Here is a 24,058-nt window from a genome sequence, read left to right on the forward strand (position 1 = left end):
TCGGTTCGATTCGGCGCGAGGTGAACACGTGCTCAACGATTCGCGCTATCGTGAGGTCCCCGATGGATCTGCTCGGTAGACCGAACCCAAAGCGGCTCTCCGACTTCATCCAGCGCCACCACGACGCGCTCCTGGATGCCTGGAAGCGTCGAGTCCAGGCGCTCAGCCCGGCGCGGCGGCTGCCAGCGCCGAGGCGGACGGACCACCTCCCGGACCTCCTCGCCTACATCGCCGAGGGCACGCGCAGCGCGGGCACGGCGGCCGCTGTCGAGCGGAAGCTCCGAGGGGTCCCCGGGCTCCACGCGTTGAGCCGGCTCGCCCACGGATACGACCTCGCCGACGTCGTGATGGAGTACGCGGCGCTCCGCGCTGTCATCCTGGAGCTCTGGGAGCGGGACGGCGACGGGGCCGGGGGGCGTGAGCTCATCCAGCTGAACGGGACGATCGACGAGGCGATCGCCGACGCGGTGTCCCGTTACCAGGCGGCGCGCGTGCGCCTGCTCCAGGCGCTCGACGCCATCTCGACGGCCGCGCTCGGCAGCAGCGATCTGGACGCCTTCCTGAAGGCGCTCCTCCGCGCCACCCGGGAGGCGGCGGCCGCCGTGGACGTGGCGATCGTCCTGCTCGGGGACGGGGACGCCCTCGAGGTCCACGCGACAGCGGGCCTCGACGACGGGCCGCTGCCCGGGCCCCCGCTCGATGCGGCGCGGGAGTTCGCCCGCGCGGTCCTCGCGCTGCGCGGCCCCACGTCGCTCGACGCCGCGGCCGGCGGCATGCCCGTGACCGCGCGGGAGATCCGGGCGAGGGGGCTGCGCGCCGTCTACGGCGTGCCGCTGATCCACGAGGGGCACTCCATCGGCGTCGCGATCCTCGGCTCCCGCAACGCCGAGGAGTTCTCCGAGGACGACGCGCTGATGCTGCGCACGATGACAAGCCGGGCGACCGGCATCATCGTGCAGGCCCAGCTCGTCGCGAAGGAGCGCGCGTCGCGGCGCCAGGCGGACGACGCCCGCGCCCTGCTTGCGACCGTCGTCGAGCAGATGCCGGCGGGGCTCGTCATCGCCGAGCCGCCGACGGGGCGCGTCCTCCTCTCGAACCCCCAGGCCGGGGCGATCTTCGGGCTGCCGCTCCTGCAGATCCCGAATATCGATGGATACGCCGTCTGCCAGGGCTTCGACCCTCGCTCGAGCAGGCAGTACGAGGCTCGGGATTGGCCTCTCGCGCGGACGATCACGACAGGCGAGGTCGTGATCGACGAGGAGATCGACATCGTCCGCGACGACGGCGCGCGGGGGCGCATCCTCGTGCGCTCGGCGCCTGTCCGGGATCCGGGCGGGCGCGTGATGGCGGCCGTCGTGACCTTCTTCGACATCACGGAGCGGACGCGCGCCGAGCAGGGGGAGCGCTTCCTGGCCGCCGCGAGCGCGGCCCTCAGCGACACCCTCGACTTCCAGGGCACGCTCGACCGGGTGGGGCACCTGACGGTCCCCGAGCTGGCAGACTGGTGCGTCATCCAGACGCTGCCGGATCTCGAGCAGTCGCGCGGGATCACGGTGACGCACGCGGGCCCGGAGGAGCTCCAGAGGGCGCGGGCGCTCTTCCGCGAGCAGGATCCCCCGCCGCCGCTGGCCGCGCTGCTGGAGCGGGCCCTTTGCAGCGAGCGCCCGGAGCTCATCGGGGATCTGTCGCACCCGCTGGTCGCCTCGCTCGACGAGAACGGCGCCTTCCGCCGGTTCGCCCGGGCGCTCGGGATCACGTCGGCCATGGTGGTCCCGATGGTCGCGCGGGGCCGCACCTTCGGCTGCATCACGCTGGCGACGGCGGGGTCCGGCCGGATCTACGACGAGGCGGACCTCGCGGTGGCGCACGATCTGGCGCAGCGGGCGGCGCTCGCCGCGGACAACGCCCGCCTGTACGAGGCAGCGCAGCGCGCGATCGAGCTCCGGGACAACGTGCTCGCCACGGTGTCCCACGACCTCAGGAACCCCCTGAGCGCGATCCTCACGGCGGCCGCCGTGATGATGAAGCGCGCGGCGGCGCGGGGGGAGAAGGGCGACACGAAGGCGATCCAGGCGATCCAGCGCTCGGCGCACCGGATGGATCGGCTGCTCCACGACCTGCTCGATTTCGCCAGCCTGCGCGCCGGCCGGCTGGCGCTGCGCCGGCAGCCGCAGGATCCGCGGGAGATCGGCAGGGAGGCGGTCGAGACGTTCGAGTCGCAGGCCCAGGAGAAGGGGATCCAGCTGGGGGTGGTGGCGGCCGACGACGTCCCGCTCGTCACGTGTGATCGCGATCGGGTGCTCCAGGTGCTCACCAACCTGCTGAGCAACGCGCTCCAGGTGACGGGCGCCCAGGGGGCGATCACGCTGCGGTGCGAGCGCGGGGAGGAGCACGTCGTCTTCTCGGTGGCCGACACGGGGCCGGGGATCCCGGAGGACGAGCTGCCCCACCTCTTCGAGCGGTTCTGGCGCGGCCAGCGGAACGGCTACAAGGGCACCGGGCTCGGGCTGGCCATCGCGCGGGAGCTCGTGGCGGCGCACGGGGGGACGATCCACGTGGAGAGCCGCGTGGGGGTGGGGACGACCTTCAGGTTCACGATCCCCGTCATGGACGAGGGGTGAGCCGGGGGCGGCGGGCAGACAGGGCAGCGCCCGCAGAGGAGGAGTGGACGATCGAGCGCGCCGGTCCCAGGAGTCCTCGGGAAGGAGGAAGCATGGGAGTCGACAAGACGCACGATCCGCCGAGCACGCCGCGCTCCGGGAACGAGGTCAGCCAGGAGAAGCGGCCTCCGCCGCAGGCGGATGTCCCGGGCGTCCGCGGGCCGATCACGCCGTCTGGCGAGCTCGAGGACACTCCCCCCGATGAGGTCGACAGCTGGGGCAGCGAAGGCGGCGCCGGCTCCTACGCGGGGGGGCCGATCATTTCGGACACGACACTCCCCGCGGGGAGGTCGAGGGGCAAATCGACATAGCGGCGCAGCGCGCATGTCCCTGGCGTGGTCCGGCCAAGCGAGCGCTACGACCTCGTCGCCCAAGGTCGTTCCTGGTTGCGCATGAGGCATTGCCGAGCCGCTCGGCGACACGGACACGCCGAGGCCTGCACGGACACGCCGCCCGGCGACACGGACATGCCGAGGCCTGCACGGACACGCCGCCCGGCGACACGGACATGCCGAGGCCTGCACGGACACGCCGCCAAGCGACACGGACATGCCGAGGCCTGCACGGACACGCCGCCAAGCGACACGGACACGGCGGCCGCTCGCACGGCCGCGTCGGGAGCTTCGCCGGCCTCCGAACCGAAGTGCGGCCGGACCGTGTTTCGCCGCCGGCTGTCCGGGAGAGGGGCGCAACGTACCGAATAGGCGTCATCGTATGCAACCAGCACGACGCATTCTTGCTAGCGGCTCGCCCGCGAGCGCTTGTGTCGATAAGGTCGCATCATGGCGAAAAAACCGTCCCAATCACCGTACGAGCGCTGGCTCGATCAGGCAAAAGAGGTCGCGCAGGCAGAGAATCCGCTCCGGATGCCTTATGACGTCTTCCTCAAGGAGGCCGGCCAGGTCGCGGGCTTCGTGGCGGCGCGCTGGGAGCCGACGACGTCGCTCCCCGGCCTCCAGCGTGTCAAGGCGCGGCTGCCGGCGAGCACCGCGGACGACATCCTCTCGCTCGTTCATGCCGCGCAGACCGCCCAAACCACGCTCCTCCTCCTCGTGGATCCGGTCGTCATCGACCATGGCGAGCGCGCGCGCTTCCTGATTGAAGAGCTCGAGTCGGCCATCGAGTTCCTCCTGGACGACGGCGTCGACGAGCCCGCCGATACGCAGCTCGCGACGATCCAGGCGTTCCACGCCGACAGCGCGCAGCGCTCCAGCGCGCTCCACCAGGCGCTCAGCGATTATGCCGGCCTGGCGGAGTCGCTCAAGGACCGGCTCGTGGAGATCGACGAGGCGTTCGACGTGGCGCTCATCAAAGAGGCCAGAGAGCTCGCCAGGGCGCTGGCGGCCGCGCCGGCGGCGCCGCCGCCCGCCGATTCCGAGGTGAAAGAGGCGACGAGGATCCGCAACGGGATGCTCGTGCTCCTGATGAGCAAGATGGGCCTCGTGCGAAAGGCGGCCGCGCGGGTGTTCCAGCGCCATCCGGAGATCCTCCGCGAGGTGACGAGCACCTACGAACGCCGGCGCCGCGCGGCGGCCCGGCGCGCGAAGGCGCAGCAAGCGCCCAAGCCGGCGGCGCCGATCGCCGACCGAACTGCCGCTCCCGAAGCCCGCTGACCGGGGAGCCGCGAGCGCGCAGCCCCGCTCGCGGGCCCCGGCCGGCGCCGCCCCCCGCGCCCCGACGACCGCCCCAGCGCGCCACGATCCCCGACCGTTCCGCTCCGCGGTGCCGGAGCGGCGGCGGCCGATTTTCTGGCCGCTGGCGAGGCCGTTTTCGGAATATCTTGGCGGCCGCCGCAGCCGCTCCTGCCGGCCGTCCGTGGACGCCATGACCCACCGTGACCCTACCAGCGACGATCCGCCGCCATCCGGCGCCTGGAGCGCGACCAGCTCGTTGAGGAACGGAGCCGACGCGCCGGGGGCCGACGCGCTCGCGGCGTGGATGCCGACCGAGCGGGTCAGCGCATGGCCCTGGGGACAGTGCGCGCTCGCGGTGGGCGAGACGCTCGCCGACGAGGAGGACGGCGGCGGAAAGTACCGGATCGTGCGCCTGATCGGCCGCGGCGGCATGGGCGAGGTGTACGAAGCGGAGCGCGCGGGCACAGGCGAGCGCTTCGCGCTGAAGTGCATGCGCATGGGCCGGGCGGACGATCCGAAGATCGTGCGGAGGACCCAGCAGGAGGCCATCGTGCTCCGGAGCCTGCGGCACGCGCACCTGGTCCCCGTCTACGCGATGGGCCTGCGGAGCGACGGGCTCGTCTGGATGCTCATGGAGCTGCTCGTCGGCTGGACGGCGGGGCAGCTCCTCGACGGCCTGGGGAAGCTGCCGGTGCCATGGGCGCTCACGATCGCGCGCGACGTGTGCCTGGGGCTCCAGGCCGTCCACCCGTTCGCGGTCCACCGCGACATCAAGCCGGACAACATCCACATCGATGAGCAGGGCCACGTGCGCGTGCTCGACCTGGGCGCTGGGAAGTTCAAGCGGCTCGGCGTGATCACGACCGGGGGGTTCTCCATCGGGACGGTCGCCTACATGTCGCCCGAGCAGATCATGATGCCCGACGCGGTCGACGCGCGGAGCGACCTCTTCTCGACGGGGATCGTGCTCTACGAACTGCTCAGCGGCCAGCACCCGTTCGCCGCGGACGGCGACGTGGTCCACAAGAACAAGATCGGGCTCGCGATCGCGCACGACACGCCGCGCCCGCTGCTCAGCGTCGCGCCGTGGGTGCCCGCCGCCGTGGGGGAGATCGTGGCGCAGGCGCTCGAGAAGGACCCGGCCGACCGCCAGGACAACGCGGAGCAGCTCGCGATCGCGCTCGACGCCGCGCTGCGGCGCATGGAGCACGAGATGGGGGAGCTGCCGCCGCTCCGGACGATCGGCATGCGGGTGCCGTTGCCGGCGGCGTGCCGGCCGCAGGAGGGGGCGGGCGGCGAGGCAGCGACGCGCGGCCGGGGCGAGACCGAACCCCTCCCGGCGGCGCGCGGGCGCGGGCACACGGAGCCGATGCCGTCGCTGCCGCCCGCGAGGACGGAGAGCGCGCCGCCGCGCGGGCGCGGGTACACCGAGCCGATGCCGTCGCTGGCTTCCATCGCGGCCGACCAGGGGGTGGGGGAAGACCAGGCGGCGAAGGCGCCGGCCGGTGGGCAGGGCACCGGCGGCAGGCGCGCCGGGGACCGGGCGTGGCGCCCGCCGCCGCCCGCCGTACGCCACGTATCGAAGGCGCCACGGCTCGACACGGAGGATCTCGCGGCCGAGCTCCAGGCGCGCCACGCCGAGACGGCGCCCATCCAGCGGCTGGTGCTCGCGGCCGGCGACGCGGCCGGCGCGGAGACCGTAGGCTCCACCTCCGAGCAGCCGCGCTCCGCAGGGAGGCTCCGCCAGTTCCTGGAGGCCCCGCCGCGGTGGTTCGGCGTGCTCCTTGCGGTCTGGATCCTCGGCTGGCTGGGCAGCTCGGCGTACGTCTATCTTCGCGGCAGGCCCGACGCCGCGGCCAGCGACGAGCCCGCCGGCGAGACACGGGGTTCGACGACCCCCGGCGGGGTCAACTCGACGCCGGCGCCAGGCCCCACGACGCCGGCCACGGAGGACACGATCGCGGCTCCGGCGAGCGCAACGGCCGCAGCGGAGAGCCCGGCGGCCACCGCGCGCGCCGCGGCCACGGAAGACGCGATCGCCACGCCGACAACCGCGGTGGCCACAGCGGAGAGCCCGGCGGCCACCGCGCGCGCCGGGGCCACCCCGCGCGCTGCGGCCGGTGGCGCCTCGTCGCTGCCGCCGCGGAGGCGCGCGCCGGTGCGCCAGCTGCCGGAGGAGATCTACTAGTGAGCGGCCGGGGGATGCGCTTTCTTTGGCCGCTCGGCGGCCCTTCCGCCGATATCTCCTGAGAGGGTGGCAACGATGGCAGAGACGCCGACGCTGGACGACGTGATCGAGGCCCACGTGAGGCAGGCGATGAAGCGTGTCTCGGGGCTGTGCCCGCCGGAGGTGGAGGAGGAGATCCGGCGGCTGCTGCGGGTGGCGCTGGACACGGACCCGGAGATGCAGCGGCTGCTGCAGGCGAGCGTCGCGAGGCCCGCGGTGAAGGAGAGCGACAAGGTGGACGTCCGGGCGCTCCGCGGCGAGCGCCCGGAGCCCGGCCCGGCCGCGGTCAAGAAGGGCGGCGAGCCGCGGAGGCGGCGGTGACCGCAACGGTGGTGGCGCTGCCGCGCGAGCGCCCGCTGAGCGCGGAGCAGCGGCGGCTGGTCGAGAGCGACCCGGAGCTCGGGCGGCGCGCGGTGGGCGCGATCGTCAAGCGGTACGGGATGGTCATGTCGCCGGACGAGATGCTGCAGGAGGCGGCGCTGGCGGTGGTGCTGGCGGCGCAGTCGTACGACCCGGCGCTGGGGCCGTTCGGGCGGTGGGCGTTCTACAAGGCGTGCCACGCGATCCTCGACGCGGCGAAGGTCGGCGGCAAGCACGAGGCGCTGCGGAGGAAGGCGCGGGCGGCGATGCTCGGCCGGCTCACGGAGGGGCGCGCGCGCGGGCACGGCGCGCTGGACGAGGAGCACCTGCTCGAGGTCTTCAGCATGGGTGAGGATCCGATCCACAAGAAGGTCGCCAGCTTCTGCAACGACCTCGTGGACGAGGCGCTGAGGGCGACGTGGCAGGGAGCCGGTGAGGGCGCGGTGGCGCGGCGCGAGCAGGCGGCGACGGCGGTGCGGGTGCTGCAGGAGGCGATGGCCGGGCTGAGCGAGACGCAGCGGACGATGCTGGCGCTGCGGTTCCAGGAGGACGCGGAGCTCGACGTCATCGCGGCGCGGGTCGGCACGAGCTCGCGGACGATGCGGCGGCGGATGAAGGAGCTCGTGGAGCTGCTCCGGTCGCGCCTCGCCGCGGAGGGGGTCACGGCGATGCCGGAGTGGTTCCGCGGCGAGCACGGCGAGCTGTTCGAGGAGACGAGCCGAGAGGCGAGCGCGGAGCGCGCGGGCGGCAGATGAGCGAGGACGGGCGCAGGCGCGCGAACACCGACCCGGCCCTGAAGGGGGTGCCGCGGGAGCTGCGGCCGTTCGCGCGCAAGATCGAGAACCCGGTGAAGCGGCCGGGCGACGACGCCTCGCTGGACAGGGCGGTGACGCAGCTGCGGGAGCTCGGCGGGCGGGTGGAGGCGCGGGATCCGCTGTTCTACGAGATCGAGGCGAAGCGGCTCGAAGCGGAGCCGGACGGAGCGAGCGAGCGGGGGATCGGCAACGTGCGGGTGTACGTGGCGCCGATGGTCCTGCCCGGGGCCGAGGCGACCGCCGCGGAGGCGAGGAAGCGGAGGCGGCTGCGGTTGGCGGTGGGGCTCGGCGTGGTGGGCCTCGGCGTGGCCGGGGCGATGACGATGGTGGGGCGGTGCGGCGACGGGAAGATCGCAGCGTGGGCGCGCGACGGGGTGAGCGCGCGCGTGACGGAGACGGTGGCGGGGGTGAGCGCGCGCGGAGCGGAGAGGAGCTCGGGCGCCGGGACTGCGGCAGCGGAGAGGGCGGAGGCGGATGCGCGCGCCATGGCGAATGCGGCGGCGGGCGCATCCATGGACACCGGCACGGTCGCAGCGGCACCGGAGGACGCCAGCGCGAGCGCAGGTGCGGTGGGGCGCGGCGCCGTGTCGTCCGCGACGGCGCCGTCGACGAGACGGCCGCCGGCGCCACGCAAGGCCCCGCAAGCGATGAAGGACGGAGCGGAGGACGAGCCCGCAAGGGAGGTCGCACCGCCGGCCGTCAAGGTACCGCCAGCCGATCCGCTGGACGGGGCGATCTACCGATGAGCCGCGGTGCTCGGAGAGCGCAGCAGGAGCGACGATGAAGACGGGAATGCGTCTCGCAGGATTGACATGGTGCACGCTCACCGCCCTGTCGGTGCCGCCGCTCGCGCATGCGCAGAGCGAACCGACACGAGAACAGATCGCGACGACCGAGGGACAACGAGCCGCGCCGTTCTTTCAGCAAGGTCTGACGGCAGCCGACGAGGGGCGCTGGGCCGATGCCGAGGTCGCCTACCTGAAAGCGTGGGCGATCGCGAAGACGTACGACATCGCCGCCAACCTCGGCGTCGTCGAGCTGAAGCTCGGCAAGCCGCGCCTGGCCGCGATCCACCTGGCGTTCAGCCTGCGCGCGGCGCCGCCATCGACGAAGGCGCCGAACCTGGAGCGGACGACGCAGCTGATCGAGCGGGCGGCGAAGCAGCTCGGCGTGCTGCGGGTGCGCGTCAACGTCGCGGAGGCGACGGTGCTGATCGACGGCAAGCCGCTGCTGATCGAAGAGACCCCGGAGGAGATCTTCGTGGATCCTGGGACGCATCGGGTGACCGCGCGACGGGATGGGTATGCCGATGCAGAGAAGATCGTGACGGTGGCGGCGGGGACGGCGCAGAGCTTGACGCTGGCGCTGGTGGAGCGGCCGGCTGTGCCGCAGACCACGGCGCCCCCGGCGGCGTCGCCAACGCCGAGCGGCGAGGCGCCCGCGGCGCGCGTGGACCTTTCGCCGGAGGCGAAGCGGAGCTGGGTGCCGGTGCTCGCGCTCGGAGCGGCGAGCGTCGTCGGGCTCGGCGTGGGGGTGGGCATGACGGTGGCGTCGAACGACGCGAACGACGAGGCGCGCGCGCAGAGCCGATCGATCCGGGGCGCTGGAGGGCAATGCGTCGGGCCGTCGACCGCGTTCGCGGCACGGTGCGCCGAGCTGAACCGGCGGGGATCACAGGCCCACGATCTCGGCGACGTTGCGTTTGGCAGCTACATCGCATCAGGCGTGTTCGCTCTCGCTGCGGCGACGTATGTGCTGTGGCCCAGCCGAGCAGGCACCAGCTCGACGGCGGTGTCGGTACGACCCGACGTCCGTCTGAACGGCGGTGGCATCGTCGCAGTGGGGACGTGGTGATGAGGCGGAGTGGTCACGTCATGAGACTTCGAGGAATGCGGGCGCTCACGGCAACCATGGCGTTCGCCATCGCCGCCGGTGGCTGCCATGGGCTCTGGTACCACATCGACGAGGACTGCGAGCTGATGCTCACGTGCGAGCACTTCCGCCCGACGAGCAGCGCAACCGGTGGCGGCGGCAGCAACTCCATGTGCGAAGCGAACCCGACGGAGGATGCGAGCACGGTGACGGACGAGTGCGCGGTGTTCGCGAACGCGAGCGCGATGCCAGGCGGCGACGGCACGAAGGCGATGCCGTACGCGTCGCTCGGGGAAGCGATCGCCAACGCGAACGGCAAGCGGGTGCTCGCGTGCGCGAGCGGAGCGTTCGCGGAGAGCGTGACGATCGGAGCCGAGGTCGAGGTGATCGGCGGCTTCGATTGCGCGGCGCAGTGGACGTGGAGCGCCGAGGCACGGAGTGCGATCGAAGGGCCCGCGGATGAGATAGCGCTCACGCTGACGGAGGGAGCGAGCGGGGCGAAAGTGCGGAGCTTCGCGGTGCGCGCGGCGAGCGCGACGCTGCCGGGCGGGTCGTCGATCGGCGTGGCGGTGGCGGATGTGGAGGCGGAGCTGGCGCAGGTGGACGTGACCGCGGGCGACGGGATGGACGGCGCGAAGGGCGAGACGCCCGCGCTCGCGCCGCTCGCGGGCGCGAGCGCGCCAGACACGGAGCAGACGCGCGCGTCAAAGGCGTGCGAGCTCATCGCAGCGGTGCGGGGCGGCGAGCCCGGCGTGACGACGTGCGAGGACGGCGAGACGACTGGCGGCCGAGGCGGGCGCGGCGGAACCCCGGGGATAGACGAGGGCAACGGGCAAGCCGGGGAGAACGGCGCGCCGTTGCCGGAGGAGAACCCCGACGAGTACGGGCTTGGCGGCACAGGGCAGACTGGTGGCACCTGCCGCCAGGGCGAACCCGGCGCGCCCGGAACTTCCGGAATTCCCGGAACCGCGGTAAGCGACACAACGCTGTCGCTGGACGGCATCGCGGGGGGCGATGGCGGCACGGGCACATCGGGGAAGAAAGGTCAAGGGGGCGGCGGCGGCGGCGGTGCGAAAGCCGGGCGGTTCTGCGCTGCGGGGGCCGACACCGTGGAGGGCCCCGGCGCCAGCGGCGGCGGCGGCGGTGCCGGCGGGTGCGGCGGGAAAGGCGGCGGTGGCGGCAAGGCCGGCGGGTCGAGCGTCGGGATCCTCAGCCTCGGGACGAAGCTGGTGCTGAAGAACGCGACCGTCGCTGTGGGCAAGGCGGGCAAGGGCGGCGATGGGGTAGAAGGGCAAAATGGAGCCGCTGGAGGCAATGGCGCCGTCGGCGGAACCGCATCGGAAAAGCCGCCATCAATCCCCGGCTGCAAGGGTGGCGACGGTGGCCGTGGCGGAGCAGGCGGCCCAGGCGCTGGCGGCCGCGGCGGTCACGCCGTCGGCATTGCCTTTGCGTCGCCCCCGGCTGCAGCGCCCGAGCTAAAGACGTTCACGCCGGGCACGGCCGGCGACGGCGGCAGCGCCGCGCCGGGCGGCCCGCCCGAGAGCGCCGGCGCGCCGGGGAGCGCCGGGCTCTGCTGGAATTTCGGTTCAGGTCGATCGTGTGAGAATTGAAGCGCTCTGGAGGGAATGAGCTTCTCCGGAGAAGTCAAGGGCGACATCGCTTCAGGAGGCTGGACGTAGAGAGCGCCCAGGCAGTACCTTCCACCGTGCTGCGGAAACGCGGGTCGGTGGGCTGCTCGGGGCTAACAACACTGCTGGGAAAGCGTGAGTGTCGGGCGGGTGGGCCGATGGTCTGCTGAAATCCTCCACTGCTTCGTCAGGCCTATAGTCTGGATATCTATCCAATGGCCATTGGCAGGAGCCCGGGAGAGGCGGACCCTTTTGGGGCCAGTCGGCTGACGGGCGCGCGCCGCGCGCGCCGCGCGCGCGTGCGCCGACGTGACCCACGTGCGGTGAGCAGAAACCAGCGCGTCGTGCGCTGAGGTGGTCGTGAGGAGGATTGAGCGCTCCGCGATGCGCGGCGCGCCTTGGCTCGGCTCGTCTCAGCGACGAGCACGCGAGGAGGACGATCGTGTATCCACAGCTCGCCATCGAGGCGGCAGCGCACTCCGACGTGGGCCGGCGCCGGAGCCACAACGAGGACAGCTTCGCGGCGCTGCCGTGCCTCGGGCTGTTCATGGTGGCCGACGGCCTCGGCGGCAACGCGGCCGGAGAGGTCGCGTCCCGGATGGCCATCGAGGTCGTCAAGGGCTGCTTCGACGTGGACGAGGATCTCGAGGAGACGTGGCCGTACGGCACGGGCAGCGCGCACGACCGGGACGAGGTGCGGCTGGTGCTGAGCGTGCGGCGCGCCAACCGGGCGATCTACGAGGCGAGCCAGCGGCGGGACGAGGTGCGCGGGATGGCAACAACCTTCGCGGGGGTGCTGCTCGGGGCGGGGATGGCGTATATCGCCCACGTCGGCGACACCCGCGTCTACCGCATGCGCGGTGGCAAGCTGGAGCGGCTGACGCGGGACCACACGCTGCTCGAAGAGCTGCTCGCTGCCGGCGACGGCGCGCGGGAGGCGGTCGAGGCGCTGAGCGACCGGGCCAACGCGATCACGCGCGCGCTGGGGGCCGGCGAGAACGTCGAGATTGAGTCGCGCGTGGAGGCGACGGCGCCGGGAGACATCTTCCTCGTGTGCTCAGACGGGCTGTGGGGCCCTGTGCCCGAGGCGCGCATCGCCGGGATCCTCGGTGCGCATCGAGACCTGGGCTTTGCGGCCGAGCTGCTCATCGACCTCGCGAACGAGCACGGCGGACCGGACAACGTGACGTGCGTGCTGGCACGCCTGGGAAGCGGGTGACCCATGACAAGAGTGAAGAGAGAGTTCAACGCAAAGGCGCAAAACAGAATAAACTTCTAGCTTTTTTGCGCCTTTGCGCCTTTGCGCCTTTGCGTTGAACTCTCTCCCTCCGGGCTCCCTGGCCGGACGCCTGGTGGCTGGGAGTATGGCGGACCAGACAACGTGACGTGTGTGCTGGCGCGGCCGGGAGGCGGGGCAAGACGGCGCGCTGTGGCAGGCGCGACGAACGGCGGACTCGATGGGATGCCTTGGGTCGGGCAGCACGAGGCCGGGCTCCGCGGTGCATCGGACAAGAAGGCTCACGGTTCAGGAGGGAACATGGAGGACATGCTGGGTGCAATGTGGCTCGTCTCGCCGCTCGGGCTCGCGATGATCGCATGCGTCGCGCTCGGCTTCGCGGTCACCGCGCGCGAAGCCCTGGGACGCGAGCGGGGGTTTCGTGAGGCGCGCGAGCAGGCGCATGATGCAGAGGAGGCAGCCCTCACCGATGCAAAGGAGCAGGCAGCGGGGGAGCGGGACCGTTACCGGCGCCTCCTGGACTGTCACGTCGATGCGGCGCTCGCCGAGCTGCGAGACGCCCGAGGGCGCCCCGTCCCCTGGCCAGGAAGGGTCCTCGAGTCGTTCTGTGCGACGACGCCTTCGTGGAGGAGAAAGCTGGCCGAGTGCACGGGGTTGGAACCGAGGGAGGTGGAGCGGCTGCTGAGGAGCGACCTGCCCATGACGCCCGGCCTCGCGCGGCAGCTGGAGACCTTCACCGGCACGCCGGCGCGGTACTGGGAGCGCCTCTGGCGGCTGCACGACGACCGCCGAACGGACGCGGAGGATACCGTGGCGATCCAGGCCGGCGAGCCCGTCACCAAGCGTGAGAGCTCGGCGTCGCCGCCGATACCTCCCCGCGCGCTCGACATTCCACCTCCCGTGGTGCCGTCTCCCGAGCTCGCGGCCAGTAGCCCGCGGGCGAAGCTCCCGCCGCCTCCCCTGCCGCAGCTCCGGCCACCGCGCCCTGTCCACCCCGTCGCGGGGGAACAGCTCGCCCGTCGCGCTGCCACCCTGACGAGCTTCCCGCTACAGCCCGACGAAGGGGGGACGAGCGCTGCCAGTGCGTCCGATTGGGAGGAAGCAGAGCGCTCTCCCCTGAACACGACGCTCCCGGGAGTAGGGCGCCATGGGTGAGAACATCTCTCCCTCCGGGATCCCTGGCCGGACTTCTGGCGGGTGGACCACGAGGAGGAGCCGAGCACGGCGGTACGGTGACGCGTGTGCTGGCGCGGCTGGGAGACGGGTGACGTGATGAGCGATGGCGCGAAGGGTAGCGTCGACGACGAGGCCGAGGCGGAGGTGAAGGGTGGCGTCATGAGGAGATCCAGTGTCCTGGTGTTGTGCTCGGCGCTCGCGGCGCCGCTCGCGTGGAGCCCAAACGCGCTGGCAGCCGACACGCCCGCCGACGCCTCCGCGAGGCAGCGTGCCCTCTTCGACAAGGGCGTCCGCCTCTACGACCAGAGCAGGTGGGCAGAGGCCCGCGCCGTGTTCCTCGAGGCGTGGACGCTGAAGAAAGGCTATGCCGTGGCCGCCAACCTCGGTGACATCGAGCTGATCGTGGGCGACCTTCGCAACGCCGCAGTGCACCTTGCCTATGCGCTGCGCGAGCTCCCCGCCGACGAGGCGCCGGCGCTGCGGACGCTCCTCACGAAACGATTGGAAGAGGCCCGGCGGCGCGTCGGCATCCTGCGGGTCACGGTCACGCCGCCAGAGGCAGAGCTGCGCGTCGACGGACAGCCGCTGCAGGAGGAGGAGGCCGCCGACGAGCTCTACGTCGATCCAGGGTCCCACACGCTGACCGCGCGGCGCCCTGGCTACGCCGACGCGGACAGGGTCGTGACGGTGGCGCCGGGCGGCTCGCAGGAGGTCACACTCGCCCTGGCGGAGCTGCCCACCGTGAGCGAAAGGAAGCCGGGGCCGCGCCCAGAGGCGCCCACGGCGCCGCCTACACGCCGGGCGCCGACGCAGGACGCCGGCCCGAGAACAGCGCTGCTGATCGGCGGCGCAGCGACCGCAGGGGCGGCCGCCGTCGCAGGCGTGGTGTTCACTGTGCAGTCAAACACCAAGGCGACCGACGCCAATGCACTGGCTGCGGCGCTCGCACGCAACGGCGGCAGTTCGGCGTGCAGGTCCCGCAGCAACCCAAGCTGCGATGCCCTACATGACCTGAACGGGCAAAGCGACACTTTCCACAATCTAGCCGTCGCGGGCTTCGTCGGCGCGGGTGTCGCCGGCGCTACGACGTTGATTTACGCCCTGTGGCCGCGACGCAGCACGGCAGTGGGCGCAATGCCGGCCATCGGGTCGACCGCCCGTGGAGTGACAGTGAGCGGGCGGTTCTGAGAAGCCCAACAGCGATACCCGTTGGAGAGAAACAATGAGAGGACAGCATACGCCCGCGCTGTGGAGGCTGGGGCTGGTGGCCGTCGCATGCGCTCTGCTGGAATGGAGCTGCGCCAACCGTGCCGACGACTGCGCGCTGAATTTGACGTGCCCTCCTGAGGGCGGAGGCGGGGCTGATGCGGTGTGCGAAGCGGATCCGAGGGAGGATGCGAGCACGGTGACGGAGGAGTGTGCGGTGTTCGCAAGCGCGAGCGCTCCGCCTGGCGGCGACGGCTCCAAGGCGATGCCGTACGCCTCGCTCGCGGACGCGATCGCCAACGCCCACGGAAAGCGCGTGCTCGCGTGCGCGAGCGGAGCGTTCGCCGAAAACGTGACCATCGAAGCAGAGGTGGAGGTGATCGGCGGCTTCGACTGCGACGCCGGATGGACCTGGAGCGCCGAGGCACGCAGCACGATCGACGGGCCCGCAGGGCTCATCGCGCTCACCCTGACGAACGCCGCGAACGGCGCCAAGGTGCGCAGCTTCGCCGTCCGCGCCGCGAGCGGGACCGCGCCGGGCGGCTCGTCGATCGGCGTCGCGGTGGCGGACATCGAGGCGGAGCTTGCGCAGATCGATGTGACCGCAGGCGACGGGATGGACGGCCCCAACGGCGAGACGCCCGCGGACGCGCCGCTTGCAGGCGCGAGCGCGGGGGCGGTATCGAACGCGTGCGGGCTCGTCCTCGGCGGAGACCCCGGCGTGACCACGTGCGAGGACGGCGACACGACCGGCGGACGAGGCGGGCGCGGTGGCACCCCCGGGACCGATGACGGCAACGGACAGCGCGGGGAGGACGGCGCGCCGCTGCCAGACCCGAATCCCAGCAACCGCGGGCTCGGCGGCATCGGTCAAACGGATGCCGCCGACGAGTGCGAACCCGGCACGAGCGGCAAGAGCGGCGATCCCGGCACGGTCGGCGCCGCCGGCAACGAGACGCAGCTGACGCTGAACGGCATCGCGGGCGGCGACGGCGGCACCGGCACCTCGGGAAAGCGAGGCCAAGGCGGAGGTGGCGGCGGCGGCGCCAAGGCCGGCCTGTTCTGCAGGCCAGGCGCGGACACCGTGGAGGGCCCCGGCGCCAGCGGCGGCGGCGGCGGCGCTGGTGGCTGCGGCGGCAAAGGCGGCGGCGGTGGCAAGGCCGGCGGGTCGAGCGTCGGCATCCTCAGCCTCGGAACCAAGCTCGTGCTGACCGACGTGACCGTGACAGTGGGCAAGGCGGGCAAGGGCGGCGACGGCGTGGCCGGACAGAGCGGTGCGGACGGCGGCGTCGGCGCTGCCGGCGGCGCAGCCTCGGGAATCTCCCCCTCAACTCGGGGCTGTGACGGGGGCCGAGGAGGCCAAGGCGGTGCGGGAGGCCTCGGCGCTGGCGGCCGAGGCGGCCACGCCGTCGGCATCGCCTATGCGGCGGCTCCGAGCGACGTGGCGGCGGTGCAGTTCACCCCCGGCACGCCCGGCGACGGCGGCAAGACCGCGCCGGGCGGCCCGCCGGAGAGCGCCGGTGCACCGGGCAGCGCTGGCTTCTGCTGGGATTTCGCGGCGCAAGCGCCATGCGGAGGATGAGCGCGATGAAAGGCCCAATGGGGTTGGACATCTCGGTGGACGACCTGCAAACGTTTCTCACGCCGTGGACCGAGCCGGGCTGGTGCGCGACGACCCCGCAGGCGGAGAAGACGCGGCTCGCCAAGGCGGGGGCCCGACGTGTGATGGCGACATACGGGCTCGATGACCCCAGGGAGGAGGCGGCGCTCGTGCAAATGGCGGTCTGGGTGGAGAAGCTGTCCGCCGCCGCGCGTGTGGCCGAGCACGAGGCTCCGCCGAGGGCGAGCACGTTGCCGGTGAAGCGCGAGGTCGAGCAGCGCAGCTCGCTCCTGGCACGGCTCGGCGCGGTGCTCTTCGTGCTGGCAGTCGTGTGCGGCGTGGCGCTGGCAGCCCTGAGGTAGCGACGTAGAGAAGGCCGCGTGTGGCGCGGCCTTCTCGGATCTAAACGAACGCGCGCCGCCGTCTGCGGCACGCCATGGCTCGGTTCGTCTCGAAGACGAGCGCGCGAGGAGGACGATCGTGTATCCACAGCTCGCCATCGAGGCAGCTGCGCTGTCGGACGTGGGCCGGCGCCGTAGCCACAATGAGGACAGCTTCGCCGCGCTCCCCTGCATCGGGCTCTTCATGGTGGCCGATGGCCTCGGCGGCAACGCCGCCGGAGAGGTCGCGTCCCGCATGGCCATCGAGGTGGTCAAGAGCTGCTTCGACGTGGACGAGGATCTCGAGGAGACGTGGCCGTACGGCACGGGCAGCGCGCACGACCGGGACGAGGTGCGGCTGGTGCTGAGCGTGCGGAGGGCGAACCGGGCGATCTACGAGGCGAGCCAGCGGCGGGACGAGGTGCGCGGGATGGCAACAACCTTCGCGGGCGTGCTGCTCGGGCCCGGCATGGCGTATATCGCCCACGTGGGCGACACCCGCGTCTACCGGATGCGCGGTGGCAAGCTGGAGCGGCTGACGCGGGATCAAACGCTGCTGGAAGAGCTGCTCGGCCCCGGCGACGGCGCCCTGGCCGCCCTCCAGGCCCTGAATGGACTCGCCGACGCCGTGACCAGGGCCCTCGGATGCGACAAGAGCATCGACATCGAGTCACGCGTCGAGGCGACGGCGCCGGGAGACATCTTCCTCGTGTGCTCCGACGGCCTCTGGGGCCCCGTCCCAGAGGCACGCATCGAGGGCGTCCTCGGAAGGCACCGAGACCTCAGCCTCGCCGCCAACCTGCTCGTCGACATCGCCAACGAGCACGGCGGCCCGGACAACGTGACGTGCGTGCTGGCGCGCCTCGGCGGCGGGTGACGCCATGAACGCTGGTGAGGAGGTGGACATGGATGACGAGGCGGGAGCGGAGGCGGAGGTGAAGAGTAGCGTCATGAGGAGATCCAGTGTCCTGGTGTTTTGCTCGGCGCTCGCGGCGCCGCTCGGGTGGAGCCCAAACGCGCTGGGGGCCGACACGCCCGCCGACGTCTCCGCGAGGCAGCGCGCCCTCTTCGAGCGTGGGCCGAGGGCGGCGGTGATCACGCGCGGCGTCACAGCGACCGGCGTTGCAGCCGGCGCCGGAACGGTGTTGGCGGTAGTGGCCGCGAGCAAGTGGTCTGCCGCCAGTGACCGACGAGACGGCGTGTCGAGGGCAAGGCGTGGAACGAGGTCAGCGATGGGAACGATGTGCAGCACGGGGACGAGCAAGGCGCCCCCTCCCGGCCCGCGCAGAGCGCGGAGCGTGGGAAGGGCCGGCGGCACGCAGGTGCGAACCGCTGAGCACCGACGGGGGGTGGGCATCGCTCATCGCGCCTCTCCTCTCTACGGCGTCGCCGTGACGGCCGCTGGCGTTTCTCTTGCTGGATGCTCCCTCAGACCAGCAGATGTCACGGTCGATCCAACGCACCTGTCCTGGTACCCGCCCGCAGTGTCCGGCACGAGGACGGTACCGCAGCAGCGCGCCGGGGTGTTGCTGCAGGAGGCGCTGGCGAAGTTGGCGGCGGTGTGGGTGGAGACGGAGCCGGAAGGCGCGGAGGTGACGGTCGACGGAGCCGTGCTGGGCTGGACGCCGCTCGCGCTACCCGTGTTCCTGGAGCCGGGCCAGCACGTGATAGGCGCAGAGCTGAACGGGTACAGGGCGGCGCGGGAGACGATCATGGCGACCGCAGGGCAGACGCTTGGCGTCACGCTGCCGCTGGAGCCGGTTCGCGTGGAGATGCCGGTTTCGATGAGCGGGCCGGGCACGGAAGGGCCGCTGGCCGCGAGCGCTACACCAGGCGACCCGCGGGAAAGGGCCAGCGCGCCGGGGATGAGCGGGTCTGCTGGAACCTCCCGACGGGTGAGCGATGCCGGGAAGTGAGAAAAAAAAATCATGTCCTCCAGTGAGAATTTCTGACGTTCGCACGTAAGGCGATCGTATCGGCGGCGATCTCGGCGACAGGGCCCTTGGCAGGCCGCTTCGTCATCGGCAGAATGGGCGGCCTCGGACGAGTAAGGAGCGCCCATGCCGAAGCGTCGCAGGATCGACACGAGCGATATGCCCCGCTCGGGGAACGTCATTTATGTGAGCACGAGGCAGATGTGGGAGCTCTCGTGGGTGCGGAAGTTGGGTCTCGAGGACATCGACTGGAACCCGGCGCGCTATTGCGAGCACTGCAGAGCGGAGCGAGCCGATCGAGGAGACGCCGTGGAGGACATCGTGCCCCCCTCCGGGACGCAGCCCAGATTTCTGCCGCAGGACGACGGCGAGCACACCGCGCCGTCCGTCGGTGCTTCACGGGCACGCAGCGAGCGCGGCGGTACGCCGAGGCCCCCGGAGAACGTCCTATCGCCTCAACCGGAGCGAACGGACCCCTGATCGAGAGCTGCCGCTCAAGGCAGCTGCGCGGACCTGGGCGCGCACCGCTGCATGTAGGCCGGCTCCGGGCAGCCGTCGTGCGTCAGGATCTCGCCGTCCAGGCACTTCACGAGCGCCGCCCGGATGTCGAGGCACCTCCCCCGCCCCGCCGCCACACACCGGTGCTCCGTGGTGGTCCCGTTGGCGCAGCCGTCGAGCTGGCCCTCGGGGCACTCGAGGAGCGGCCCAGTCGAACAGTCGTTCTCCCGCCGCTCGCCCGCCGCCGTCGACGTCCCCTGGGCCGCCGGCTGCTGGCTGGAGCAAGCCGCGCTCGAGACGAGCGCGAGCCCCGTGAACGTGAAGAAGAGCCCCGTGAAGAAGAGGCTCAGGCCCCGACGGGGCGAGTGGCTGCGCGTGTTCATACCGTCGTTCTCCGTGGATGAAGCCCGGCCGCGGAGCCCCGAAGGCGGGTCGCCGCCCGAGCGGCCGGCAGCCTACTCCACTCCACAGGACGACAGGAGCCCCGCGCGCGCCCGCCTCGTCCTGCAGGTGCGGCCCAGGTCAAGACCCGATGTCCCTGGTCAAAACGCGCCGCCGCCGTGCGCGAGCAGCGACCAGCTGTCGCCGCCCGTCCGGTTCGTCACGCCGCCGATGGTCAGATCGTCGAAGAACGCAGGGCGGAAGTTGAACCGGGCGCCCACCTTGACGTTGCGCGTGACGAGCCGCTCCACGCCCGCGGTGAGCGGCACCGACACAGCGAACGGGTCGCCGCCGCGGCCCGCCCAGCCCACGTAGCCAACGCCCGCGACCACGAACGGCTGCACGATCGCCTCGTCAGCGCGCAGGATGTTGTAACGCAGGCCCGCGTCGAGCGCGGTCATCACCAGCGATTTCCCCGCGATCGTTCGCTGGTTCACCGAGCCGGTGTAGTTGGCCTCGACGGCCACGCGCGGCGACATGGTCCCGGTCACCCGCACGTTCCAGCTCGGCCCGACGCCCGCGGCGCCGCCCACGTAGCCCAGCACGCCAAAGCCGCCCTCGACCGCGAGGGTCGGCTCGGGGATGCGCCGGATGAGCGGTTGATCCGCCGGAGGGATGTTGCCTGTCGGCCGGACGTGCTGATCCCGGCCCGCCGCGCCCTGCGCCTCCGCCGCGCCGGCGAGCGCCATCATTCCGGCGGCGGTCATGGCAGCCGCCGCGAGTCGTCGCGTGCTCATTGCAGTTGTCTCCGGTTGGCTCGTTCCGTCTTCGACGACCGCCTCGTGCACACCCCAGGCCACACGCGGCTGTGCAGCGCAGGTCCGGCGGGCTGCGCCCTGCGCCGCACCGGCGGCCGCGACCGAAACCACGGAGCCGCTCGCACGTAGCTCGGACATGGAACCCATGGAACCGAGGCGCCGAGCGGGCAGGCGAGCGAGGGCGATGACCCTGATCTCCCTTCCCGGGCGCCGGCCTTCCTGTTCAAGTGGAGACCGCCGCGCGCCCTCGTGCGCGGGCGCGCAACAACCCGAGAGATCCAGGAGAGAAGCGTGAAGACGATCCGGACAAGGACCTTGCTCCTCCTCGCGCTCGCGGCCGCCGGCCTAGGCGCGGCCGCGTGCCAGGAGGAGCAGCCGAGCCTCGCGCCCGCCGCGACAGAGCTCAAGGCGCCGGAGCCGAAGGCGCCCGCCGCGGCGGCCTTCGCGATCGACCGCGCGGGCAGCAAGGTCGAGCTCGTGATGGATGCGCCGCAGGAGAAGATCCGCGGGCGGATCGCGGGCGCCGCCGCGGGGACGCTCCAGGTCGACCCCGCCGACATCACGAGGACGACGGGCCTCATCACGGTCGACCTCTCCACGATCGAGCTCTTCCAGACCGCCGTGGGCGACGACGGCAAGCCCGGCGAGGAGAAGAAGAGCGACCTGCAGAACCAGCACGCGCGCACATGGCTCGAGATCTCGAAGGACACGCCCGATGACGTCCGCGCGAAGAACGAGAAGGCCCAGTTCGCGATCCGGTCGATCTCGACCTCCGGCGAGAAGGACCTCTCGAAGCTGTCCGGCGCGGAGCGGACGGTGACCCTCACGGCGTCGGGCGACCTGCTGCTGCACCAGCGGCAGTCCCCGAGGACCGTGGAGCTCATCGCCACGTTCAGGTACGAGGGCGACAAGCCCGCCAGCGTCACCGTGAAGACGGCGAAGCCGTTCCCGGTGGGGCTCGCCGAGCACGACGTCCGCCCGCGCGAGGCGTTCGGCAAGCTCGCCCAGAAGACGCTCGAGGTGCTCTCACCCAAGGTCGCCAAGGAGGCGTTGGTGACGCTCGAGCTGACCGCGACCGCCGGCGCGGCCCCCACGGCGCCGGCGGCAGCGGACGGCGGCGCGCGGTGAGCGCGGCGCGCGAGTGAGCCGTTGCGGCGACGCAGCGGCTCTGAGATGACACGGCGGTCCGGAAGCCGCCGGGAGCCGGATCACGCCTGTGCCCGCCGGAGGGCGCAGGCCCGTCGAGACGACAACGGTGGGCGCAGGCCCGTCGAGACGAGAACCAGAGGAGCCACACGATGCTGTCGAAGAAGAGCATTTACGAGACCCTCGCCGCGTTGAGCGCCGGCGCCATGGTGATGAGCGGCTGCGCCGGCGCGCAGGCGCCGGTCAACGCGAGCGAGGTCCCCGCAGAGCAGACCGCCCCCGCCGCCCCGGCCGAGCCCGCGCCGGCGCCCGCGCCGACCGAGGCGGCCTCCGGCGACGCCGCCGCGGGCGCGAACGTCCCTGCCGCCCCGGCCGAGCCCGCGCCGCCGAGCGACGCGCAGTCCGCCGCGACCTCGCCGAAGGTCGCCCCCACGGCCACCCCGGCGGCCACGGCCGCGCCGCCCACGCCGCCCACCGCCGCCCAGGCCAAGCCCGGCGCCAAGAAGACGGGCGCCGCCGGGAAGAAGCCTGGCCACGCGGGCTGCGGCCAGGGCACCTGCGGCTGATCGCGGCCTCCCGCGCCCTCCCCGTACCCCCATGACCGGCAGCGCGCTCACCGGCGTCGGCCTCGGGCTCCGATGGGAGTTCCTCGACGAGGTGCTCGCGGCGCTCGACGCGCCCGATCGCGGCGCGCGCGACGCGGCGCTGCCCGTCCCCTTCTTCGAGCTCTCCCCCGAGAACTACATGCGGCGCGGCGGCTACTTCCCCGCCGCGATCGAGCGCGTCCGGGAGCACCGCCCGATCCTGACGCACGGGCTCACGCTGTCCGTCGGCGGGCTCGATCCGCTCGACGCCGGCTACCTGCGCGCGCTCGGGGGGTTCCTTGAGCGGCTCGATCCCCCCTTCCACAGCGACCACCTCTGCTTCTCCGGGGTCGACGGCGCGTTCCTCCACGACCTCCTGCCGCTCCCGCACACGTCCGCGGCCGCCGCCCACGCCGCGGCCCGCATCCGCGAGGCGGAGGAGCGGCTCGAGCGCCCGATGGCGATCGAGAACATTACGTACTACCTGGTCCCGGGCCGCGCCTCGCTCGACGAGGCCGACTTCCTCGTCGAGGTGCTCGAGCGCGCCGGCTGCCGGCTCCTGCTCGACGTGAACAACGTCTACGTCAACGCGCGGAACCACGGCTTCGACCCGATCGCGTTCCTGGAGAAGATCCCTCCCGAGCGCGTGGCCTCGATGCACGTGGCGGGGCACGAGTGGCGCGACGACGCGGAGGTCCTCGTCGACACGCACGGCGCGCCCGCCGTCGCCCCGGTGCTCGACCTGCTCGCCCGCGCTGTCGCGCGGACCGGGCCGGTGCCGGTCGTGCTCGAGCGGGACAACGACGTGCCGCCGCTCGGCGCGCTGCTCGCCGAGCTCGCCGAGGTCGAGGCCGCGTACCGGCGCGGGCTCGCCGCGCGGGAGGCGCGGGCGTGAGCGCCGCGCGCGAGGCGCGCGAGACGCGCGAGGCGGGCGGGACGTGCGAGACGTGCGGGACGTGCGGGACGTCGAACGCGCCGCCGCCGGAGCTCGCGGCGCTGGAGCGGGCGCTCCAGCAAAGCGTGACCGCGCCGGACGGCGAGGCGCTCGCGGCCGATCCCCGCGCGTGGCTCGCCCGCGCCGGGCTCGAGGGGCCGGACCTCGAGGCGATGGCGGCGCTCCCGCCGAAGCGGCTGCTGCTCTACCGGAGCCTCATCCGCCGCGGGCTGACGGGCGCGATCCGCGCCGGGATCCCGCGGACCGCGGCGCGGCTCGGCGCGCGGTTCGAGGCGGACGTGGCGCGCTTCATCGAGGCGGAGCCGCCCCGGTCGCGCTACCTCCGCGACGTCGCGTTCGAGTTCGTGGGCTTCGCGGCGCCGCGCTGGGCCGGGGATCCGGAGGTCCCCGCGTACCTCGCGGATCTCGCGCGCCACGAGCTGGCTGCCTTCGCGGCGGCGTGCGCCGAGCAGGACGAGGAGGTCGCCGCGGGCGGGGCGTCAGGGCCGCCCGGCGACGAGGCGCCTGCGACACCGGGCGATGAGACGCCGGGTGACGAGGCGCCGGGGCCCCTCGGCGAAGCGCTGTCGCTCGACCGGGGCGCGCGCTTCCAGCGGGCCGCGGCGCTCGTGCGCTACGAGCACGCGGTCCACAGGCTGCAGGGCGACGAATCGGCGCGCGACGTGCCGGCGCGCGAGCCCACGCGCCTGCTCGTGTACCGCGACGCCGCGCACGACGTGCGCTTCCTCGAGCTCACGCCGCTCGCGGCCGAGATCCTGGGCCGCCTGCTCGCGGGCGCCGCGCTCGGGGAGGCGGTGGTCGCGGGCTGCGCCGCGCTGGGACACCCGGTCGACGGGCCGGTGCTGGAGAGCACCGCGGCCCTGCTGAGCGACCTCGCCGAGCGCGGGGCGCTCCTCGGGCCGTCCCGATGATCGCCGGCGCGCAGACGGTGTATGCCGTCAGGACCG

The 24,058-nt window shown here is 72.7% G+C and carries 23 protein-coding genes; 21 read left to right on the forward strand and 2 right to left on the reverse strand.

Annotation, left to right across the window (positions count from 1 at the left end; translation table 11 throughout):
- Positions 1-50 precede the first annotated feature (50 nt).
- The 17 genes from WMF19_RS34040 (at position 51) to WMF19_RS34120 (ending at position 19,209) form a co-directional block, all read left to right on the forward strand.
- Positions 51-2,621 (forward strand): ATP-binding protein, encoded by a 2,571-nt coding sequence (locus WMF19_RS34040; RefSeq protein WP_437894161.1) that lies wholly within the window; start codon positions 51-53, stop codon positions 2,619-2,621.
- A 92-nt stretch (positions 2,622-2,713) separates the two neighbouring features.
- The gene (locus WMF19_RS34045) at positions 2,714-2,971 is read left to right on the forward strand and encodes a hypothetical protein (protein ID WP_437894162.1); all 258 of its coding nucleotides are present in this window, start codon (positions 2,714-2,716) and stop codon (positions 2,969-2,971) included.
- Positions 2,972-3,526: 555 nt separating this feature from the next.
- Positions 3,527-4,273, forward strand: coding sequence for a hypothetical protein (locus tag WMF19_RS34050; RefSeq protein ID WP_437894163.1), 747 nt, complete (start codon positions 3,527-3,529; stop codon positions 4,271-4,273).
- Between the two features lie 211 nt (positions 4,274-4,484).
- Positions 4,485-6,482 (forward strand): serine/threonine protein kinase, encoded by a 1,998-nt coding sequence (locus tag WMF19_RS34055; RefSeq protein ID WP_437894164.1) that lies wholly within the window; start codon positions 4,485-4,487, stop codon positions 6,480-6,482.
- Between the two features lie 75 nt (positions 6,483-6,557).
- Positions 6,558-6,842, forward strand: coding sequence for a hypothetical protein (locus WMF19_RS34060; RefSeq protein WP_437894165.1), 285 nt, complete (start codon positions 6,558-6,560; stop codon positions 6,840-6,842).
- The gene (locus tag WMF19_RS34065; protein ID WP_437894166.1) at positions 6,839-7,636 is read left to right on the forward strand and encodes a sigma-70 family RNA polymerase sigma factor; all 798 of its coding nucleotides are present in this window, start codon (positions 6,839-6,841) and stop codon (positions 7,634-7,636) included. Before WMF19_RS34060 ends, WMF19_RS34065 begins: the two co-directional genes overlap by 4 nt.
- On the forward strand, positions 7,633-8,442 hold the full coding sequence (locus WMF19_RS34070) for a hypothetical protein (RefSeq protein ID WP_437894167.1): 810 nt from the start codon (positions 7,633-7,635) through the stop codon (positions 8,440-8,442). Before WMF19_RS34065 ends, WMF19_RS34070 begins: the two co-directional genes overlap by 4 nt.
- A gap of 46 nt (positions 8,443-8,488) precedes the next feature.
- Positions 8,489-9,550, forward strand: coding sequence for a PEGA domain-containing protein (locus WMF19_RS34075; protein WP_437894168.1), 1,062 nt, complete (start codon positions 8,489-8,491; stop codon positions 9,548-9,550).
- A 20-nt stretch (positions 9,551-9,570) separates the two neighbouring features.
- The gene (locus WMF19_RS34080; RefSeq protein ID WP_437894169.1) at positions 9,571-11,178 is read left to right on the forward strand and encodes a hypothetical protein; all 1,608 of its coding nucleotides are present in this window, start codon (positions 9,571-9,573) and stop codon (positions 11,176-11,178) included.
- Between the two features lie 460 nt (positions 11,179-11,638).
- On the forward strand, positions 11,639-12,415 hold the full coding sequence (locus WMF19_RS34085) for a PP2C family protein-serine/threonine phosphatase (protein ID WP_437894170.1): 777 nt from the start codon (positions 11,639-11,641) through the stop codon (positions 12,413-12,415).
- 318 nt (positions 12,416-12,733) lie between these two features.
- A complete protein-coding gene (locus tag WMF19_RS34090; protein ID WP_437894171.1) occupies positions 12,734-13,588 on the forward strand; it encodes a helix-turn-helix transcriptional regulator in 855 nt (284 codons plus the stop codon).
- A gap of 117 nt (positions 13,589-13,705) precedes the next feature.
- Positions 13,706-14,797, forward strand: a complete 1,092-nt coding sequence (locus WMF19_RS34095; protein WP_437901706.1) for a PEGA domain-containing protein — start codon at positions 13,706-13,708, stop codon at positions 14,795-14,797.
- Between the two features lie 235 nt (positions 14,798-15,032).
- Entirely contained in the window at positions 15,033-16,397 is a 1,365-nt protein-coding gene (locus WMF19_RS34100; protein ID WP_437894172.1) for a hypothetical protein, read from the forward strand.
- A gap of 17 nt (positions 16,398-16,414) precedes the next feature.
- A complete protein-coding gene (locus tag WMF19_RS34105) occupies positions 16,415-16,777 on the forward strand; it encodes a hypothetical protein (RefSeq protein ID WP_437894173.1) in 363 nt (120 codons plus the stop codon).
- A gap of 118 nt (positions 16,778-16,895) precedes the next feature.
- Positions 16,896-17,672 carry a PP2C family protein-serine/threonine phosphatase gene (locus WMF19_RS34110; RefSeq protein ID WP_437894174.1) on the forward strand — a complete coding sequence of 259 codons (777 nt, stop codon included), beginning with the start codon at positions 16,896-16,898 and terminating at the stop codon, positions 17,670-17,672.
- Positions 17,673-17,700: 28 nt separating this feature from the next.
- Positions 17,701-18,711 (forward strand): PEGA domain-containing protein, encoded by a 1,011-nt coding sequence (locus WMF19_RS34115; RefSeq protein WP_437894175.1) that lies wholly within the window; start codon positions 17,701-17,703, stop codon positions 18,709-18,711.
- 144 nt (positions 18,712-18,855) lie between these two features.
- A complete protein-coding gene (locus WMF19_RS34120) occupies positions 18,856-19,209 on the forward strand; it encodes a hypothetical protein (RefSeq protein WP_437894176.1) in 354 nt (117 codons plus the stop codon).
- A 14-nt stretch (positions 19,210-19,223) separates the two neighbouring features.
- Here the strand turns inward: WMF19_RS34120 and WMF19_RS34125 are convergent, their stop codons facing one another.
- Both WMF19_RS34125 and WMF19_RS34130 read right to left on the reverse strand, forming a co-directional pair.
- A complete protein-coding gene (locus tag WMF19_RS34125; protein WP_437894177.1) occupies positions 19,224-19,610 on the reverse strand; it encodes a hypothetical protein in 387 nt (128 codons plus the stop codon).
- A gap of 159 nt (positions 19,611-19,769) precedes the next feature.
- Positions 19,770-20,405, reverse strand: a complete 636-nt coding sequence (locus tag WMF19_RS34130) for a hypothetical protein (protein WP_437894178.1) — start codon at positions 20,403-20,405, stop codon at positions 19,770-19,772.
- A gap of 312 nt (positions 20,406-20,717) precedes the next feature.
- Here WMF19_RS34130 and WMF19_RS34135 point away from each other — a divergent pair, with 312 nt between their 5' ends.
- The 4 genes from WMF19_RS34135 (at position 20,718) to WMF19_RS34150 (ending at position 24,022) form a co-directional block, all read left to right on the forward strand.
- Positions 20,718-21,554 (forward strand): hypothetical protein, encoded by an 837-nt coding sequence (locus WMF19_RS34135; protein WP_437894180.1) that lies wholly within the window; start codon positions 20,718-20,720, stop codon positions 21,552-21,554.
- A 170-nt stretch (positions 21,555-21,724) separates the two neighbouring features.
- Positions 21,725-22,138, forward strand: a complete 414-nt coding sequence (locus tag WMF19_RS34140) for a hypothetical protein (protein WP_437894181.1) — start codon at positions 21,725-21,727, stop codon at positions 22,136-22,138.
- Positions 22,139-22,169: 31 nt separating this feature from the next.
- On the forward strand, positions 22,170-23,051 hold the full coding sequence (locus tag WMF19_RS34145; protein WP_437894182.1) for a DUF692 domain-containing protein: 882 nt from the start codon (positions 22,170-22,172) through the stop codon (positions 23,049-23,051).
- On the forward strand, positions 23,048-24,022 hold the full coding sequence (locus tag WMF19_RS34150; protein ID WP_437894183.1) for an HvfC/BufC N-terminal domain-containing protein: 975 nt from the start codon (positions 23,048-23,050) through the stop codon (positions 24,020-24,022). Before WMF19_RS34145 ends, WMF19_RS34150 begins: the two co-directional genes overlap by 4 nt.
- Positions 24,023-24,058 lie beyond the last annotated feature (36 nt).

The sequence above is a fragment of the Sorangium sp. So ce124 genome (assembly GCF_051525235.1).
In the GTDB taxonomy this organism is placed as follows: domain Bacteria; phylum Myxococcota_A; class Polyangia; order Polyangiales; family Polyangiaceae; genus Sorangium; species Sorangium atrum.

Coding starts and splice junctions, on each gene's coding strand:
- WMF19_RS34130 (WP_437894178.1), bottom strand. CDS start 20,405: ATGAGCACGCGACGACTCGCGGCGGCTGCCATGACCGCCGCCGGAATG.
- WMF19_RS34140 (WP_437894181.1), top strand. CDS start 21,725: ATGCTGTCGAAGAAGAGCATTTACGAGACCCTCGCCGCGTTGAGCGCC.
- WMF19_RS34105 (WP_437894173.1), top strand. CDS start 16,415: ATGGGGTTGGACATCTCGGTGGACGACCTGCAAACGTTTCTCACGCCG.
- WMF19_RS34115 (WP_437894175.1), top strand. CDS start 17,701: ATGGATGACGAGGCGGGAGCGGAGGCGGAGGTGAAGAGTAGCGTCATG.
- WMF19_RS34075 (WP_437894168.1), top strand. CDS start 8,489: ATGCGTCTCGCAGGATTGACATGGTGCACGCTCACCGCCCTGTCGGTG.
- WMF19_RS34095 (WP_437901706.1), top strand. CDS start 13,706: ATGAGCGATGGCGCGAAGGGTAGCGTCGACGACGAGGCCGAGGCGGAG.
- WMF19_RS34060 (WP_437894165.1), top strand. CDS start 6,558: ATGGCAGAGACGCCGACGCTGGACGACGTGATCGAGGCCCACGTGAGG.
- WMF19_RS34070 (WP_437894167.1), top strand. CDS start 7,633: ATGAGCGAGGACGGGCGCAGGCGCGCGAACACCGACCCGGCCCTGAAG.
- WMF19_RS34080 (WP_437894169.1), top strand. CDS start 9,571: ATGAGACTTCGAGGAATGCGGGCGCTCACGGCAACCATGGCGTTCGCC.
- WMF19_RS34045 (WP_437894162.1), top strand. CDS start 2,714: ATGGGAGTCGACAAGACGCACGATCCGCCGAGCACGCCGCGCTCCGGG.
- WMF19_RS34120 (WP_437894176.1), top strand. CDS start 18,856: ATGCCGAAGCGTCGCAGGATCGACACGAGCGATATGCCCCGCTCGGGG.
- WMF19_RS34145 (WP_437894182.1), top strand. CDS start 22,170: ATGACCGGCAGCGCGCTCACCGGCGTCGGCCTCGGGCTCCGATGGGAG.
- WMF19_RS34125 (WP_437894177.1), bottom strand. CDS start 19,610: ATGAACACGCGCAGCCACTCGCCCCGTCGGGGCCTGAGCCTCTTCTTC.
- WMF19_RS34090 (WP_437894171.1), top strand. CDS start 12,734: ATGGAGGACATGCTGGGTGCAATGTGGCTCGTCTCGCCGCTCGGGCTC.
- WMF19_RS34055 (WP_437894164.1), top strand. CDS start 4,485: ATGACCCACCGTGACCCTACCAGCGACGATCCGCCGCCATCCGGCGCC.
- WMF19_RS34050 (WP_437894163.1), top strand. CDS start 3,527: ATGCCTTATGACGTCTTCCTCAAGGAGGCCGGCCAGGTCGCGGGCTTC.